This is a genomic window from Paramicrobacterium humi (genome assembly GCF_900105715.1).
In the GTDB taxonomy this organism is placed as follows: domain Bacteria; phylum Actinomycetota; class Actinomycetes; order Actinomycetales; family Microbacteriaceae; genus Paramicrobacterium; species Paramicrobacterium humi.
Genome location: NZ_FNRY01000001.1, coordinates 2,933,251 through 2,949,466, shown reverse-complemented (window position 1 = coordinate 2,949,466; position 16,216 = coordinate 2,933,251). Strand labels below are relative to the sequence as shown.

The 16,216-nt window shown below is 64.4% G+C and carries 15 protein-coding genes and 1 tRNA gene; 2 read left to right on the top strand and 14 right to left on the bottom strand.

Going from position 1 to position 16,216, the window contains the following annotated elements; all coding sequences use genetic code 11:
• Positions 1 to 37: 37 nt before the first annotated feature.
• From uvrB to polA, 7 genes are all read right to left on the bottom strand, one after another.
• On the bottom strand, positions 38 to 2,107 hold the full coding sequence (gene uvrB / locus BLV49_RS14595) for an excinuclease ABC subunit UvrB (protein WP_091186166.1): 2,070 nt from the start codon (positions 2,105 to 2,107) through the stop codon (positions 38 to 40).
• Between the two features lie 43 nt (positions 2,108 to 2,150).
• A complete protein-coding gene (gene pcp, locus BLV49_RS14590) occupies positions 2,151 to 2,768 on the bottom strand; it encodes a pyroglutamyl-peptidase I (protein WP_091186163.1) in 618 nt (205 codons plus the stop codon).
• A complete protein-coding gene (gene coaE / locus BLV49_RS14585; RefSeq protein ID WP_091186160.1) occupies positions 2,765 to 3,373 on the bottom strand; it encodes a dephospho-CoA kinase in 609 nt (202 codons plus the stop codon). The genes pcp and coaE overlap by 4 nt, the downstream gene beginning before the upstream one ends.
• Position 3,374: 1 nt before the next feature.
• Positions 3,375 to 4,034: a TetR/AcrR family transcriptional regulator gene (locus tag BLV49_RS14580; RefSeq protein ID WP_176980861.1), complete on the bottom strand. Its 660-nt coding sequence runs from the start codon at positions 4,032 to 4,034 to the stop codon at positions 3,375 to 3,377.
• Between the two features lie 154 nt (positions 4,035 to 4,188).
• Complete coding sequence (rpsA, locus tag BLV49_RS14575; RefSeq protein ID WP_091186153.1) at positions 4,189 to 5,631, bottom strand: 30S ribosomal protein S1; 1,443 nt, start codon at positions 5,629 to 5,631, stop codon at positions 4,189 to 4,191.
• Between the two features lie 167 nt (positions 5,632 to 5,798).
• The gene (locus tag BLV49_RS14570; protein WP_091186149.1) at positions 5,799 to 7,475 is read right to left on the bottom strand and encodes a DUF885 domain-containing protein; all 1,677 of its coding nucleotides are present in this window, start codon (positions 7,473 to 7,475) and stop codon (positions 5,799 to 5,801) included.
• A gap of 35 nt (positions 7,476 to 7,510) precedes the next feature.
• Positions 7,511 to 10,162 (bottom strand): DNA polymerase I, encoded by a 2,652-nt coding sequence (polA, locus tag BLV49_RS14565; protein WP_091186146.1) that lies wholly within the window; start codon positions 10,160 to 10,162, stop codon positions 7,511 to 7,513.
• 59 nt (positions 10,163 to 10,221) lie between these two features.
• Here polA and BLV49_RS14560 point away from each other — a divergent pair, with 59 nt between their 5' ends.
• Positions 10,222 to 10,644, top strand: coding sequence for a hotdog fold thioesterase (locus BLV49_RS14560; RefSeq protein ID WP_091186143.1), 423 nt, complete (start codon positions 10,222 to 10,224; stop codon positions 10,642 to 10,644).
• Between the two features lie 75 nt (positions 10,645 to 10,719).
• Here BLV49_RS14560 and BLV49_RS14555 read toward each other — a convergent pair whose 3' ends face one another.
• The 4 genes from BLV49_RS14555 to BLV49_RS14540 all read right to left on the bottom strand — a co-directional run bounded on the left by BLV49_RS14555 (position 10,720) and on the right by BLV49_RS14540 (position 13,806).
• Positions 10,720 to 11,445, bottom strand: coding sequence for an amino acid ABC transporter ATP-binding protein (locus BLV49_RS14555; protein ID WP_281245340.1), 726 nt, complete (start codon positions 11,443 to 11,445; stop codon positions 10,720 to 10,722).
• On the bottom strand, positions 11,442 to 12,110 hold the full coding sequence (locus BLV49_RS14550; protein WP_091186139.1) for an amino acid ABC transporter permease: 669 nt from the start codon (positions 12,108 to 12,110) through the stop codon (positions 11,442 to 11,444). The genes BLV49_RS14555 and BLV49_RS14550 overlap by 4 nt, the downstream gene beginning before the upstream one ends.
• A gap of 78 nt (positions 12,111 to 12,188) precedes the next feature.
• Positions 12,189 to 12,986 carry a transporter substrate-binding domain-containing protein gene (locus BLV49_RS14545; protein WP_091186135.1) on the bottom strand — a complete coding sequence of 266 codons (798 nt, stop codon included), beginning with the start codon at positions 12,984 to 12,986 and terminating at the stop codon, positions 12,189 to 12,191.
• A 211-nt stretch (positions 12,987 to 13,197) separates the two neighbouring features.
• Positions 13,198 to 13,806: an ANTAR domain-containing response regulator gene (locus tag BLV49_RS14540; protein WP_091186132.1), complete on the bottom strand. Its 609-nt coding sequence runs from the start codon at positions 13,804 to 13,806 to the stop codon at positions 13,198 to 13,200.
• Between the two features lie 38 nt (positions 13,807 to 13,844).
• On the opposite strand from BLV49_RS14540, the gene BLV49_RS14535 reads away from it, so the two are divergent.
• Positions 13,845 to 13,927, top strand: a tRNA-Leu gene (locus tag BLV49_RS14535).
• 145 nt (positions 13,928 to 14,072) lie between these two features.
• On the opposite strand, the gene BLV49_RS16965 is transcribed toward BLV49_RS14535, so the two are convergent.
• The 3 genes from BLV49_RS16965 to pyk form a co-directional block, all read right to left on the bottom strand.
• The gene (locus tag BLV49_RS16965; RefSeq protein WP_176980860.1) at positions 14,073 to 14,249 is read right to left on the bottom strand and encodes a hypothetical protein; all 177 of its coding nucleotides are present in this window, start codon (positions 14,247 to 14,249) and stop codon (positions 14,073 to 14,075) included.
• 25 nt (positions 14,250 to 14,274) lie between these two features.
• Positions 14,275 to 14,655, bottom strand: coding sequence for a hypothetical protein (locus tag BLV49_RS17065; RefSeq protein ID WP_218132636.1), 381 nt, complete (start codon positions 14,653 to 14,655; stop codon positions 14,275 to 14,277).
• Positions 14,656 to 14,743: 88 nt separating this feature from the next.
• Positions 14,744 to 16,204 (bottom strand): pyruvate kinase, encoded by a 1,461-nt coding sequence (pyk, locus tag BLV49_RS14530; RefSeq protein WP_091186128.1) that lies wholly within the window; start codon positions 16,202 to 16,204, stop codon positions 14,744 to 14,746.
• Positions 16,205 to 16,216 lie beyond the last annotated feature (12 nt).

Here is a 16,216-nt window from a genome sequence, read left to right as displayed (position 1 = left end):
CTGCGGTCCGCGGTGCCCATGACCCTACCGTAGCGGCCTAGATGTGTCCGGCCTTCTCCATTTGCCGCAGTTCACGTTTGAGATCGGCGACTTCATCCCTCAAGCGAGCGGCCAGCTCGAACTTGAGTTCACCGGCGGCCGCGAGCATCTGCCCGTTCAGGTCTGCGATTATCGCCTCGAGATCGTTGGCGCCCTCCGCTGCGAGGCCTTCGTGGTGGCGAAGCGACGGCGTCGGTGACCCTGCGCGATTGCCGCCCCGCTTGGCGAGGAGCTGCTCCGTGTCGGCGCCCTCGCGCGCGAGTACATCGGTGATGTCAGCGATCCTCTTCCGCAACGGCGTCGGGTCGATTCCGTTCTCAGTGTTGTACGCGATCTGCTTCTCGCGGCGCCGGTTCGTCTCGTCGATAGCGAAGCGCATGGAGTCGGTGACGTTGTCGGCGTACATGTGCACTTGGCCGGAGACGTTGCGCGCCGCGCGACCGATCGTCTGGATGAGCGACGTGGACGAGCGCAGGAAGCCCTCCTTGTCCGCGTCGAGAATCGCGACGAGGGACACTTCCGGAAGATCCAGTCCCTCTCTCAGCAGGTTGATGCCGACGAGCACGTCGTACACGCCCGCGCGCAGTTCGGTCAGGAGCTCGACCCGTCGCAGGGTATCGACATCGGAGTGCAGGTAGCGCACGCGAACTCCGGCTTCGGTGAGGAAGTCGGTGAGCTCTTCCGCCATCTTCTTCGTCAGCGTCGTGACGAGCACGCGCTCGTCACGCTCGCTGCGGGCGCGGATCTCCTCGAGCAGGTCGTCGATCTGTCCCTCCGACGGCTTCACGACGATCTCGGGATCGACGAGCCCGGTCGGGCGAATGATCTGCTCGACCACGCCGTCGGCGATGCCGAGCTCATACCGTCCAGGGGTCGCGGACAGGTACACGGTCTGACCGACGCGGTTCTTGAACTCATTCCAGGTGAGCGGCCGGTTGTCGAGCGCGCTCGGCAGCCGGAAGCCGTGCTCGACGAGCGTGCGCTTGCGCGAGGCGTCTCCCTCATACATCGCGCCGATCTGCGGAACCGTCACGTGCGACTCGTCGATGACGACGAGGAAATCTTCGGGGAAGTAGTCGAGCAGGCAATGGGGGGCCTCCCCCGGCTTGCGGCCGTCGATGTGACGCGAGTAGTTCTCGATGCCCGAGCAGAACCCGATCTGCTCCATCATCTCGAGGTCGAACGAGGTCCGCATGCGCAGCCGCTGCGCTTCGAGCAGCTTGCCCTGTCGCTCGAGCTCCGCGAGGCGCTCGGTGAGCTCCTCTTGGATGGTCCCGATCGCGCGGTGCATCGTCGCGGGGCTCGCGGCGTAGTGCGTCGCGGGGAACACGGAAACCGCATCGAGAGTCTTCACGATGTCGCCCGTGAGCGGGTGCAGCGCGTACAGCGCCTCAATCTCGTCGCCGAACATCTCGATGCGGATCGCGAGTTCCTCGTACACCGGGATGATCTCGATCGTGTCGCCGCGGACCCGGAAGTTGCCCCGAGAGAAGTCCACGTCGTTGCGGTTGTACTGCATGCCGATGAAACCGCGAATCAGGTCGTCGCGGCCGACACGCTGCCCGACTTGAAGTGCGACCATCGCGTCGAGGTACTCTTCGGCGGCACCGAGCCCGTAGATGCAGGAGACTGTCGACACGACGACGACGTCGCGCCGGCTGAGCAGCGAGTTCGTCGTGGAGTGGCGGAGTCTTTCCACTTCCGAGTTTATCGACGAGTCCTTCTCGATGAAGGTGTCCGTCTGTGGGACATACGCCTCGGGCTGGTAGTAGTCGTAGTACGACACGAAGTACTCGACAGCGTTGTTGGGCATGAGCTCGCGGAACTCGTTCGCGAGCTGCGCGGCGAGCGTCTTGTTGTGCGCGAGGACGAGCGTTGGTCGTTGCACGGCCTCGATGAGCCAGGCTGTCGTCGCCGATTTGCCCGTTCCTGTCGCGCCGAGAAGCACGACGTCTGTTTCTCCGGCGTTGATTCGCTGGGAGAGATCGGCGATCGCCTTCGGCTGGTCACCGCTCGGCTCGTATTCGCTGACCACTTCGAAGGGCCGGACAGAGCGTGTGGGTTCCATTCTTCGAGTCTAAGCTTCGGGTCTGACAGTCGCCGCTGGAGGGTCAGTCTTCCCGGCCGCCTCGAAGCGGCAGATCCTCCGAGCCCCGCTCGAGGACAGTCTCGATGATGGCGCGGAGCGCTCGTTCGGCGGCATCCGGCCCGATCGTCTCGCCGCGTGGAACGTGCACGAACCCGCCGACGACGTGCGGCAGCTCCTTCTCGAGCATCCGCATGAGCCGGTAGAACACGTGATTGCACACGTAGCTCCCTGCGGTCAGGGACACCTCGGCGGGAACTCCCGAACGGTCGACGGCGAGAGCGCATGCCTTGACCGGCATGCGAGAGAAGTATGCCGCTGGTCCGGCCGCGTCGATCGGCGCGTCGAGGGGCTGCTGGCCCGCATTGTCGGGAATGCGCGCATCATCGAGGTTCACGGCGACGCGTTCGATCGAAACGCGTGTGCGGCTCCCCGCCTCTCCGACACACACGACGACGTCGGGCCGGTGCCGCTCGAGTGCGGCGTGAACGGCGCTCGCGGAACCGGCGAAGGTGCACGGAATCAGCTCGCGGTGGATGTCGGCGTTTCGAATGCGGAGGGGAAGACGGCGCACCGCTTCCCACGAGGCGTTGACGCTCGCACCGCCGAACGGCTCGAACCCCGTGACTAGGACGGAACTCACGGCTGAGACTCGCGCGTCAGGCGCTGCCAGAGCGCGTGAACCTGTTCGCGCGTGTGCTCGAGACTGCCGGCGGTGTCGATCACGACATCCGCGAGAGCGAGCCGGGTCTCGTCGTCGGCTTGCGCGGTCACGCGCTGCTCGGCCGCGGTGCGCTCCAGTCCGCGCAAGGTGACGAGTCTGTCGACGCGAGCAGCGGCGGGCGTGTGCGCCACGACGACGAGGTCGAACTCGTCGGTTGAGCGCGACTCGGCGAGCAGCGGAACGTCGTAGACGATGACCGCGTCGGGGTCGGCCGCGGCCGCTTCCCTGATGCGCTGCTGAGACGCCTCCCGCACCGCGGGATGGACGATGCCATTGAGCCGAGCGAGCTCGGTCGGGTTGCCGAACACGCGGCCGGCAAGGGCCGCGCGGTCAAGAGAGCCGTCCGGTTGAAGCACGGCGTCCCCGAAATGCTCGACGACCGCGGACAAGGCGGGTGTGCCAGGCTCGACGACTTCGCGAGCGAGGACGTCGGCGTCCACGATGACAGCGCCGTGCTCGTGCAGCATCCGAGCGACAGTCGATTTGCCGGATGCGATCCCTCCGGTGAGTCCGACAAGCAACACGTCAGGCGTCGGCGCTGTGGGATGAGAGGTAGTCGACGGGCACCCGCACGGCTTCCTCAAGCAGCCCCGGGTCGCCCTCGGGGCTGTCGTCGAACGCGAGGCGCTGGAGCGTGCGGGAGAGCTCGATCGCGACGCCGACCCGTGCCCACCATGCCTCACCGGACGGAACGCCCTCGTACTGCGAGAGCAGCCCGACAACGGCGTCAACGTAGGCGCGCGTGCGCTCCTGGTACTTACCCTGGTTCTCATCGTCCGCGAGAATGCGGTAGTGCGTGGCCTTGTAGCCGGGAATCGTGCGGCGGGCGACGACCGTGCTCTCGACCAGGGTGGCGAAGGCCCCCTGCCACGTCTCGGCGGGCTTCTCGGCGAATGCGTCGAGGGCGATCTGCACGTACCGAGCGAGCATGTAGTCGTACACGCCCAGCATGAGTGCGATGCGGTCAGGGAAGAAGCGATACACCGTGCCGATGGCGATGTCGGCGCGCTTGGCCACTTCGGCCGTGGTGACTCCTGCGTGGCCCGACTCGTCGATGAGCTGGCCGCACACCTGCAGGATGGTTTCGAGACTTTGGCGGCTTCGGTTCTGCTGGGGGCTGTTGCGCAGAAGCGAAGCGTCTGCATATTCGATTGTCAGGAAGTTCGTCAACGAATCAACGTTCACTTCACACCTTGTCTTTGGGATCAGGAAAGGACCATCGGCGGGCAGGTGCGCCGGGAGGAGTACGTGCCAACCCTACAGGAGTAACGCTCACGTAGTGTGGAGACACGGTCGAGGCCGGCCCAGCAGTGCTGAGCCGGCCTCGAGGGTCAGGCGATCAGGAGTTGCTCGAGAGCTTCTCGCGGAGCGCTGCGAGCGAAGCGTCGTCGGCGAGAGTGCCGGCGCCCTGTGCGTCGCTCGAGAAGGAGGAAGCCCCGGACGGCGCCTCGACGGCGGCCTCGTCCGTGAGAGCGGCGGCAACCTGCTTCTTGTGAGCCTCCCAGCGAGCCTGGGCAGCAGCGTAGTCCTGCTCCCACTTCTCGCGCTGAGTCTCGAAGCCTTCCTTCCACTCGTTGGTCTCCGGGTCGAAGCCCTCGGGGTACTTGTAGTTCCCCTCCTCGTCGTACTCGGTGAGCATGCCGTAGAGTGCCGGGTCGAACTCGGTCCCTTCGGGGTCGACGCCCTCGTTTGCCTGCTTGAGGCTCAGCGAGATGCGGCGACGCTCGAGGTCGATGTCGATGATCTTGACGAAGACCTCCTGGCCGACGGAGACGACCTGGTCGGCAAGCTCGACGTGCTTCGAGCTGAGCTCGGAAATGTGCACGAGGCCCTCGATGCCGTCGGCGACGCGAACGAACGCACCGAACGGAACCAGCTTGGTGACCTTGCCGGGTGTGATCTGCCCGATCGCGTGCGTGCGGGCGAAGACCTGCCACGGGTCCTCCTGCGTCGCCTTGAGCGAGAGCGACACGCGCTCGCGGTCCAGGTCGACCTCGAGGATCTCGACGGTGACTTCCTGACCGACCTCGACGACCTCGGACGCGTGCTCGATGTGCTTCCAGCTGAGCTCCGAGACGTGGACGAGCCCGTCGACCCCGCCGAGGTCGACGAACGCACCGAAGTTGACGATCGACGAGACGATGCCCTTGCGAACCTGACCCTTGTGCAGGTTGTTGAGGAACGACGTGCGGCTCTCGGACTGCGTCTGCTCCAGCAGCGCACGGCGGGAGAGAACGACATTGTTGCGGTTCTTGTCGAGTTCGAGGATCTTCGCCTCGAGCTCCTGGCCGAGGTACGGCGTCAGGTCGCGCACGCGGCGCAGCTCGATGAGCGAAGCGGGGAGGAACCCGCGGAGTCCGATGTCGACGATGAGACCACCCTTGACGACCTCGATGACCTGGCCGGTCACGACGCCATCGGCTTCCTTGATCTTCTCCACGTCGCCCCAGGCACGCTCGTACTGTGCGCGCTTCTTCGACAGGATGAGACGCCCTTCCTTGTCCTCCTTCTGGAGAACCAGCGCCTCGACGGTGTCGCCGACCTTCACGACCTCGGCCGGGTCGACATCGTGCTTGATGGAAAGTTCGCGGGAGGGGATAACACCCTCGGTCTTGTATCCGACGTCGAGGAGAACCTCGTCGCGGTCGATCTTCACGACAGTGCCCTCGATGAGGTCTCCGTCGTTGAAGAACTTCAGTGTCTTCTCGACCGCTGCCAGAAAGTCTTCTGCAGATCCGATGTCGTTGATGGCGACCTGCTTGGCGGTCGTTGCGGTTGTCATATAAGTAAGTGCTCCAGAATGGACTGTAAATCGGGCCCGCTCACGTGTCGTGCTAGTGCGCGGCGGGCAGGCGGATAGGACGTCACAGAAGTGACGCTCTAGTCTATCGGGTTCGCGGCATGCGAATCAACCGGAGGGCCGGCACCCTCCGGTTGGTGCATGAGGGCTCAGCGCAGCAGCTCCGAACGCAGCGTGTCGAGACCGACCCCGCCGAGGTTGAGGGCACGGCGGTGGAACTCCTTGATGTCGAAATTCGCGCCTTCCTTCGCGTGCGCGTCATCGCGCAATTGTTCCCAGATGCGCTGGCCGACCTTGTAGGCGGGTGCTTGCCCCGGCCAGCCGAGGTAGCGATTGACCTCGAACGTGACGAATCCCTCGTTCATGTTGACGTTCTTCGACATGAAATCGAACGCGTACTCGGCGCTCCACGCGCCTGTTCCGTCGGGAAGCTGCTTGCCCAAGTGCACCCCGATGTCGAGAACCACGCGCGCCGCGCGCATGCGCTGACCGTCCAGCATCCCGAGTCGGTCGGCCGGGTCGTCGAGGTAGCCGAGCTGTTCCATGAGGCGCTCCGCGTACAAGGCCCAGCCTTCGGCGTGCCCGGAGGTCCCGGCGAGCTGGCGTCGCCATAGGTTGAGCGTATCCCGGTTGTACACGGCCTGACCGATCTGCAGGTGATGCCCCGGAACGCCCTCGTGGTAAACGGTCGTCAGCTCCCGCCACGTGTCGAACTCGGTGACTCCGGTGGGAACCGACCACCACATGCGCCCGGGACGCGAGAAATCGTCGGTCGGGCCCGTGTAGTAGATGCCACCCTCCTGTGTGGGGGCGATCATGCACTCGATGGTCTTGATCTCGTCGGGAATGTCGAAGTGGGTGGCCGACAGCTCCGCGACGGCGCGGTCGCTCGTCTCCTGCATCCAGCGCTGCAGCGCCTCAGTGCCGTGCAGCTTGCGCGACTGATCCTGGTCGAGGAATTCGATCGCCTCGAGCACTCCGGCGCCCGGCTTGATCTGTCGGGCGATCGACTCCTGCTCTTCGACCATGCGGGCAAGCTCTTCGATTCCCCACTCGTATGTCTCGTCGAGGTCGATCGTGGCGCCGAGGAAGCGGCGCGACTGCAGCGCGTAGAGGTCGCGGCCGATCGCGTCCTGCTCCGTGGCGGCCTCCTCGAGCTCCGAGGCGAGGAAGTCCGCGAGCGAGCCGAATGCGACGGCGGCCTCACCGGCGTGCTCCGTGAGCGAGGTGGCGAGCGAGGCCGGGAGTTCCCCGCCGTCGGTCGAGGCCGAGCCAGCGAAGTCCTGGAAGAACCCCTCGCCGACCGTGAGCTTTCGAACCTGCTGGTACACCTCGCGAACTTGGCGCTTCGCCGGCGTGATCCCGCGCCGAATGCCCTCACGGAGTGTCTCGATGTAGCCCTCGACCGCGGCAGGCACTCCCCCGAGTCGCGTCGCGATCGTCTCCCAATCGTCCAGAGTGGCGGTCGGCATGAGGTCGTACACCTCACGGATCTCCTGCGCCGGAGACGCGATGACATTGAGGTCGCGCAAGTGCAGTCCGGCGTCGATGCTCTCGAGCGTTAGCTCAAGCTCGCTTCCCAGGTCCGTCTTCGTGACGCGGTCGACGTCATCGCGAGGCTGTTCGGCATCTAGCGCAGCCTTTGTGCGACGCACGGCCTCGGCGTACGCCTCGGTGCCCGCAGGTGAGTAGTCCCGGTAGCGGCCATTGACCTCGTTGCGGCCGATATAGGTTCCGATCGCCGGGTCGAGGTCGACGATCGTGTCGACCCAGTCTTCGGCGATCGCGTCGATCGCCGAAGGGGTTCTCTTCTGTTGTGCAGTCATGACTCGAGCGTATGGGGGCCGAGGATGCCGCGCAATTAGTGCGCCGCAGCGTCCCAGTTCGAGCCGTAGCCGACCTGAACCTCGAGCGGAACGCTGAGTTCGGCTGCGCTTCCCATGCGTGCACGCACGATCTCCTCGAGGCGGTCGTGCTCGCCGCTCGAGACTTCGAAGATCAGCTCGTCGTGCACCTGCATGAGCATGCGGCTCGACAACTCCGCATCTCGAATGTCGTTCTCGATGTTGATCATCGCGACCTTGATGATGTCGGCGGCCGAACCCTGAATGGGCGCGTTGAGCGCCGCGCGCTCGGCGTTCTGGCGAAGCGTGCGATTCGGACTCTTGAGATCAGGGAATGGTCGGCGGCGCCCGAAGATCGTTGTCGTGTAGCCATCCACCTTCGCCTGCTCGACCACGTTGCGCAGATAGTCCCGAACAGCCCCGAACCGTGCGAAGTAGTCGGCCATGAGCTGCTTGGCCTCCTTGCTGTCGATGCGGAGCTGGCGAGACAGACCGAATGCGCTCAGACCGTAGGCGAGGCCGTAGGACATCGCCTTGACCTTGGTGCGCATCTCGGGCGTGACATCGGCGGGATCGACGCCGAAGATGCGGGCGCCAACGAACCGGTGGAGATCTTCACCCGCGGTGAACGCCTCGATCAGACCCGGATCGCCCGAGAGGTGCGCCATGATGCGCATCTCGATCTGCGAGTAATCGGCCGTCAGGAGGCTGTCGTATCCCTCGCCGACGGTGAAGGCGGCGCGAATGAGGCGCCCCTCCGCCGTGCGGACGGGAATGTTCTGCAAGTTGGGGTCGGTCGACGAGATTCGTCCCGTTGAGGTGCCGGTCTGTACGTACGAGGTGTGGATGCGGCCCCCGGAGTCGATCGACTTGTCGAGCGTCTCGACGATCTGGCGCAGCTTTGTCGCATCGCGGTGCTCGAGCAGGAGGCCGAGGAACGGGTGCGGGTTCGAGGCCTGCAGATCGGCGAGAGAAGCGGCATCCGTCGAGTACCCCGTCTTCGTCGCTCGCGTCGTCGGCATCTGAAGCTGCTCGAAGAGCACCTCCTGGATCTGTTTCGGCGATCCGAGGTTGATCTCGCGACCGATCTCGGCGAACGCCCGTGCCGCAAGATCGCTGGCTGTCGAACCGAGGCGATTCGACAGTGCGGCGAGCTGATCGTGGTCGACGGCGACGCCGCGGAGCTCCATCGCGGCGAGCACGCTGACGATCGGCATCTCGAGTTCGCGCAGAACGCGTGCCGAGCCGTCGTCGAGCCGCGCGCGGAGCGGTGCGACCAGACGCGCCGTGTACCAGGCCTCGAGAGCGGTCGAGAGCGGCTCGACGTCGGGAACGAGCTGGTTCGGGTCGGCCTTGGGGAGCTGCTCGTCGAGATAGCGCAGAACAAGGTCGGCGAGCGTCTTGTCCGTTCCGCCCGGACGCAGCAGCCAGCCGGCGATGAAGGTGTCGAACGTGAGCCCGGCGATAGTAAGCCCCGCCTCGATGAGGGCCTTGATCTGCTGCTTCGCGCCGTGCATGATCTTCGGCCGATCATCATCGGCGAGCCACGACTCAAACGGTGCGTAGTCGGCGCGACCCGGCTGCCACGCGAGCGAGACGGCTTCGTCCTCCGTCGCGATGCCGATCGCCGTCGGCATCCCGTTGGCCACCTCGACGGACAGGGCGAGACCCTCGGGGTGGGCAGCACAGTGACGCTCGATCCACGCTTCGAGCTCCTCGTCGAGGAGGTTCTGCGGGCTGGGAGCGCTGACGCCTGGCTCCGCGGGGGCGCCGCCCTCGACGCCTTCGAGTTTGAGAACGCGGTCGAGGAGGGTGCGGAACTCGAGCTTTCCGAAGATCTCGCGCACGGCAGCTTGGTCGATGGGCTTCTTCTCGAGCGCTGTGATCTCGCACGGCATCTCGACGTCGGTGAGGAGGCGATTGAGTTTGCGATTGCGGATCGCATTCTCCTTGTGTTCGCGGAAGCTCTCCCCGACCTTGCCGGTGATCTCATCGGCGTGGGCCAGAATCTCGTCGAGGCTGCCGTACTTGTGCAGCCACTTGACGGCGGTCTTCTCGCCCACCTTGGGGATGCCGGGCAAGTTGTCGCTGGTCTCCCCGACGAGCGCTGCGATCTCCGGGTACTGGTGGGGTTCGATGTCGTAGCGATCCTTGACCTTCGCCGGGTCGTACCTCGTGAGGTCGGAGACGCCCTGCCGTGACGGATACAGGAGCGTGACGTTGTCATTGACGAGTTGGATGGTGTCTCGGTCGCCGGAGACGACGAGGACGCGGTAGCCCTCGTGCGTTCCCTTGACGGAGAGGGTGGCGAGGATATCGTCGGCCTCGTAGTCCTCGATCGAGATCGTCGTGACGTTCATGGCCTTGAGGGCGTCTTGCAGGAGAGGAACCTGACCGATGAACTCGGGCGGCGTCTCTCCGCGAGTGCCCTTGTAATCCGGGTACTCGCGGGTGCGGAACGAGTACCGAGAGATGTCGAAGGCGACCGCGACGTGGGTGGGCTTCTCGTTCTTCAGCAGATTGAGGAACATGGCGATGAAGCCGTGGATCGCGTTGGTGTGCTGACCCTCGCTGTTCTGGAAACTGTCGACGGGCAGCGCGTAGAACGCACGGAATGCGAGCGAGTGGCCGTCGATGACGAGGAGGGTAGGCTTTTCGTTGTCCGACACAGCCCCCAGCCTACAAGTCGACTGCGACATCGCGTTGGGGCCGAAGCGCGAAGGTGTGCATGAGCCAGACAGCATCCGACCCCCTTGAATACGTGAACACTCGAGGGCTGGGAGCTCTCGCCGAGAAGATGGGCATCAGGATCACCGAGTTCGGCGTCGAACGCACGGTGGGCACCATGCCAGTGGAGGGAAACACGCAGCCGGCGATGCTGCTCCACGGTGGCGCGTACGTCGTTCTCGGCGAGTCGCTCGGTTCCATGTCGGCCAACTACTTCGCCGGCGAAGGGCGTCTCGCTGTCGGCATCGACATCAATGCCACGCACACGCGGTCGGCGACGTCCGGAATCGTGACGGGCGTGTGTACGCCCATTCATCTTGGCCGCAGCCTCACCGTGCACGAGATCGCGATCTGCGACGAGCAGGGGCGGCGTTGCTCGACGGTGCGGATCACGAATCTCATCAAGGATCGCCCCGCGACCTGAACCGGCTGAGAAACGGGACGAGGGCGCCGGGAGTCACGTGACTCCCGGAGCCCTCTCGCGTGGTCTGCGTCGGTGTCAGAGCACCTTATTCAGAAACTCACGTGTGCGTGCTGATTGCGGGCGGTCGAAGATGTCCTCCGGTTTGCCCTCTTCGACGACGACTCCGCCGTCCATGAACATCACGCGGTCACCGACCTCCCGGGCGAAGCCCATCTCGTGCGTGACGACGACCATGGTCATCCCCTCAAGGGCGAGCTGCTTCATGACGGCGAGCACCTCGCCGACGAGCTCGGGGTCAAGAGCGCTCGTCGGTTCGTCGAAGAGCATCATCTTCGGCTCCATGGCGAGGGCCCTGGCGATGGCGACGCGCTGCTGCTGTCCGCCCGACAGCTGAGCCGGGTACGCGTCGGCCTTCGCGGCGAGTCCGACTTTCTCGAGCAGGCGCACCCCGCGCTCGCGAGCCTCAGCGCGACTGAGCTTTCGAACCTTCATTGGAGCGAGCATGATGTTCTCGATCACCGACTTGTGCGGGAAGAGGTTGAACTGCTGGAACACCATTCCGATTTCGGTGCGCACTGCGTTGATGTCGACGTCTTTCGCCGTAAGGGATTGACCGTCGATGACGACGTCACCGCTCGTGATCTCCTCAAGCAGGTTGAGGCACCGCAGGAATGTGCTCTTCCCCGAACCGCTTGGACCAATCACACACACGACCTCGGACGGTTCGACGTCGCAGTTGATTCCCTTGAGGACCTCCAGGTCCCCGAACTTCTTGTGCAGATCTGAAACGTGGATGATCATGAGCGGGCCAGCCTCTTCTCGACGACGTTGAGCACCTTCGACAGGGGCAGGGTGATGACCAGATAACACAGCGCCGCAGTCGTGTAGATCTCGACGGCGTTGAAGTGGTTTGCGGCGATGAGGCGCGCCTGGAAGATGAGTTCGGGAACCAGGATCACCGAAAGGATCGAGGTGTCCTTGATGCTGATTATGAATTGGTTGCCGAGCGGCGGAATCATGCGCTTGAACGCTTGCGGCCAGATCACGTGAAGCATGGTCATGTGGCGGCCCATGCCAAGGGAGCGTCCGGCCTCCATCTGGCCCTTCTCGATCGACTGCACGGCGCCGCGGACGATCTCTGCGATATACGCGCCCGAGTTGAGCCCGATGACGACGATACCGGCCGTGAGCGGCGGGATATTGAATCCGATGATCAACGGAAGCGCGTAGAACGTCCAGATGGCCTGCACGAGAATCGGTGTTCCGCGGAGGACTTCGACGTAGACGGTGGAGATTCCGTAAATGATCTTGTTGCGCGAGATGCGACCGAGTCCGAAGATCGCGCCAAGCACGAAGCCGATGAGCAGTCCGACGATCGAAATGAGGACGGTGTAGTAGAGGCCGACACCGAGTGCCGGGAGATAGTCGACTACGCCGAGCCAGTCGAATTGGGCTGTATGTACCATTCTTCCCTCTCAAGGAAAGCGGGCACGAGGCGCAGCTGCCCTCGTGCCCGCTGCTCGATATGCAATTGTGGTGAGCCGTTAGTCGTCGCTCGGAGCTTCGCCGAACCACTTCTTGTACAGCTCGTCGTACGTTCCGTCGTCCTTGAGAGTGGCGAGAGCGTCGTCGATGGCCTTCACGAGATTGGCATTGCCCTGGGCTATCGCGATCCCGTAGTCCTGCGCTTCCATGAGCTCGCCGACCATCTTTAGGCTGTCTTCACCCTTGGTCTGGATGTAATAGGCGACGTTCGGCGCGTCGTACAGCACAGCATCGGCGCTGCCGGACTCGACCGCGAGGTACGCCTGATCGAGCTGCTCGAACGTCTTCGGCGTCGCATCGGGAATGTTCTTCTCGATGTACTCGGCGCTCGTGGACCCGAGCCGGGTTGCCACGTTCTTGCCGGCAAGGTCATCGACGCCCTTGATGTCCGTATTGTCCACGGGCACACCGATGCGCAGTCCGGACTTGTAGTACGGGTCGGAGAAGTCGATCTTCTTCGCTCGCTCGTCGGTGATGGTGATGCCCGCGATTGCGATGTCGAAGGTGCCCGTCTGGAGGCCCGGAATGATTCCGTCGAAGTTGGTCGTCTTGAGGTCGATCTTAAAGCCGGCCTCGTCAGCGACGGCGTTGATGAGATCGATGTCGAAGCCGACATAGTCACCGCCGTCCTTGAACTCGAACGGGACGAACGAAGTGTCCGTCGCGACGACGTACGTGTCGTCGAGGGGTGCGTCTGCGTCGGCCCCGCTGTCTCCGGAACAGGCAGTCAGGCCCGCTACCAGTCCGAGCGAGGCGACGACTGCGCCCCCGGTGATCCATCGCTTCTTTGCTTTCACGAATGCCTCTCATTGTGCGAACGCCGCTGTCGGGCTTGCTGTGGTGAGCAAAGCTACGCGGCAGTTTCGGGGCATGTCAAAGCGACGCGCTGTCGTTTCTGAACTTTGTCGACAATCGACACGGGGCTTGACGTCGCCGTGGAATCGTGCAACGCGCGCGCACGAAAATACCCGCACGGGGTGTCCGTGCGGGTATTCGAAACTGAGGAAGCTACTTCTTCTTCGCGCTCAGCTGCTCGATAATCGCCTGTGCGACGTCGTGCATGGTGAGTCGGCGATCCATGGAAGCCTTCTGGATCCAGCGGAAGGCCTCCGGCTCAGTGAGCCCCATCTTCTCGTTGAGCAGGCCCTTGGCGCGGTCCACGAGCTTGCGGGTCTCGAAACGCTCGACCATATCGGCCACTTCGGCTTCGAGGGTGATGATTTGCTGGTGGCGGCTGAGGGCGATCTCAATGGCGGGCAGCAGGTCGTTGGGAGTGAAGGGCTTCACGACGTAGGCGAGGGCTCCAGCCTCGGACGCACGCTCGACGAGGTCCTTCTGGCTGAAAGCGGTGAGAAGGACCACAGGAGCGATCTGCGCCTTGCTGAGCTTCTCCGCAGCCGAGATTCCGTCGAGCTTCGGCATCTTCACGTCCATGATGACGAGATCCGGTCGCAGCTCGGTCGCGAGGGCGACTGCGGTTTCGCCGTCGCCGGCCTCTCCTACCACCTCGAATCCGTTGTCTCGGAGGATCTCGACGATGTCGAGTCGAATCAGCGATTCGTCCTCAGCGACGACAACACGACGGGGTGCGTTTGCGGGGGTATCTTGCTCAGTCACCCTAGAATCCTACGATAACCTTGATCACGTTGTGTCACGCCGATGTGGCGGAATGGCAGACGCGGAGCACTCAAAATGCTTTGTCCTTGCGGGCGTGTGGGTTCGAGTCCCACCATCGGCACTGTCTGAAGGCACTCGACTTCCGCGTAGTAGCGCGGAAGTCGAGTGCCTTCGTCGTTGTCACCTGAACGAGGGAACCCTCCGGCGGCTGTCATCAGACGGGGTTTCTCGCAGAGCAGAACAGACGAGCAACTCGGGCGAGTTGCTCAGCGTGAAGGACCCGGAGCGCCGGGAAAACCGTCGGTTCTCTCAGCCGGAGGTTGCTTCCGCGTGTCGCGGATTCCGTGTCGCACGGCGAGCCGGATGATCCAGTACAGCGCGAACGCGACGATCACGACGACGAGCAGGTACAGGACGATGCCGACGGTGGCCGCTGAAGTCATGACCTCAGGGTAGCGGCCGGGGTCGTCAGAGCCCGTTCACGGCGTTGAACACCTGCCAACCGAGAGTGGGAATCAGGTTCAGCGCGGCGACGAGCGCACCAAAGATGAACGCTGTCAGCGAGAGCGCGAAGCCGCGGCGCGCCCCATCGCGCATCAGATCCCGTCGCGCGACAAGGGCGCGAGCGACAGCGGCCAGCCCGACGATACCGGCGGCGACACCGGCGATCGGCTTCTGCGGGTCATGCTCGCCGTGATCTCCGTGTTGCTTGTCGGCGTCGTCACCTTCCTGTTCGACGTGGTGGCCGGCGACCTGGCCGGCACGATCGCCGGGGGACTGGCGTTCGTCGTCGCCGCAGCGGTCTGGATCCTCGTGTGGCGCACCGGGCGTCACTCGCGCAGGCGGCACGCGGAAGGCTGAGCCGGCACAGGGGGCGAGAACGACTGATGCCGGTCGGCTTCGCGGCCGACCGGCATCCGCTTGCCTCAGCGAACGGCTACTGAGACTGCTTCTTCACGAGCGCGTAGGCGGGTGCGACTCCCTGGTGGGCGTCGCCCATGCGATGAACGCGCACGTCGTTCGTGGAGCCCGAGATTCCGGGAGGCGATCCCGAGATCACGACGACCTTCTCGCCTTCGACGGCGCGGCCCGTTCCGAGGAGGATGTCGTCGACCTGACCGAACATCTCGTCGGTGTGCGTGACGCGGTCGACGATGAACGACTCGATGCCCCAGTTGAGCTGCATGCGACGGCGCGTGGACTCGTTCGGCGTGAAAGCGAGCACGGGGATCTTCGTGCGCAGGCGGGACATGCGGCGCACGGAGTCGCCGGTCTCGGTGAACACGCACAAGTAGCGCGCATCGACGAACTCGGCCACTTCGGATGCCGCGAGGGTCAGGGCGCCGCCCTGCGTGCGCGGCTGCGAGCCGAGCGGGGCGATGCGTTCGAGACCGTGCTCCTCGGTGGCCTGGACGATGCGGGCCATCGTGCGCACCGTGACCTCGGGGTACTCCCCCACACTCGTCTCGCCGCTGAGCATGACCGCGTCGGCGCCGTCGAGCACCGCATTGGCGACGTCCGAGGTCTCCGCGCGCGTGGGCACGGGACTCGAGATCATCGACTCGAGCATCTGCGTCGCGACGATGACGGGCTTCGCCATGCGACGGCAGAGCTCGACCGCGCGCTTCTGCACGAGCGGAACCGCTTCGAGCGGCAGCTCGACGCCGAGGTCGCCGCGGGCGACCATGATGCCGTCGAACGCGTCGATGATCTCCTCGAGAGCGTCGACGGCCTGCGGCTTCTCGATCTTCGCGATGACAGGGAGAGTGATTCCCTCTTCGTCCATGATCTCGTGCACGCGCTCGATGTCGGCGGCGTTGCGCACGAACGACAGGGCGATGAAGTCGGCGCCGAGCTTGAGTCCCCAGCGCAGATCCGCTTCGTCCTTCTCGGAGAGGGCGGGCACGTTGACGGCCACGCCGGGCAGGTTGATGCCCTTGTTGTTCGAGACGGGGCCCGCGACGATGACTTCGGTCTTGACGCGGACGCCGTCGGTCTCGAGGACCTTGACGCGCACCTTGCCGTCGTCGATGAGGAGGAAGTCCCCGGGCGAGACGTCTTGCGGCAGTCCCTTGAAGGTCGTGCTCGAGATGTCCTTGTTGCCGAGGATGTCTTCGGTCGTGATCGTGAAGATGTCGCCGGCGGCGAGCTCGTAGGGTCCGCCTTCGAACTTGCCGAGCCGGATCTTGGGGCCCTGGAGGTCGACTAGCACCGCGATCGGCTTGTCGGCGTCGGCTGCGGCCTTGCGCACGTTCGCGTAGACGCCCTCGTGAACGTCGTAGCTGCCGTGACTGAGGTTCATGCGCGCGACGTTGACACCGGCATCGATGAGCGCGCGGATATTTTCATAGCTGGACGTCGCCGGTCCAAGCGTTGCGACGATTTTTGCTCGTCTCATGTATGAGTGACT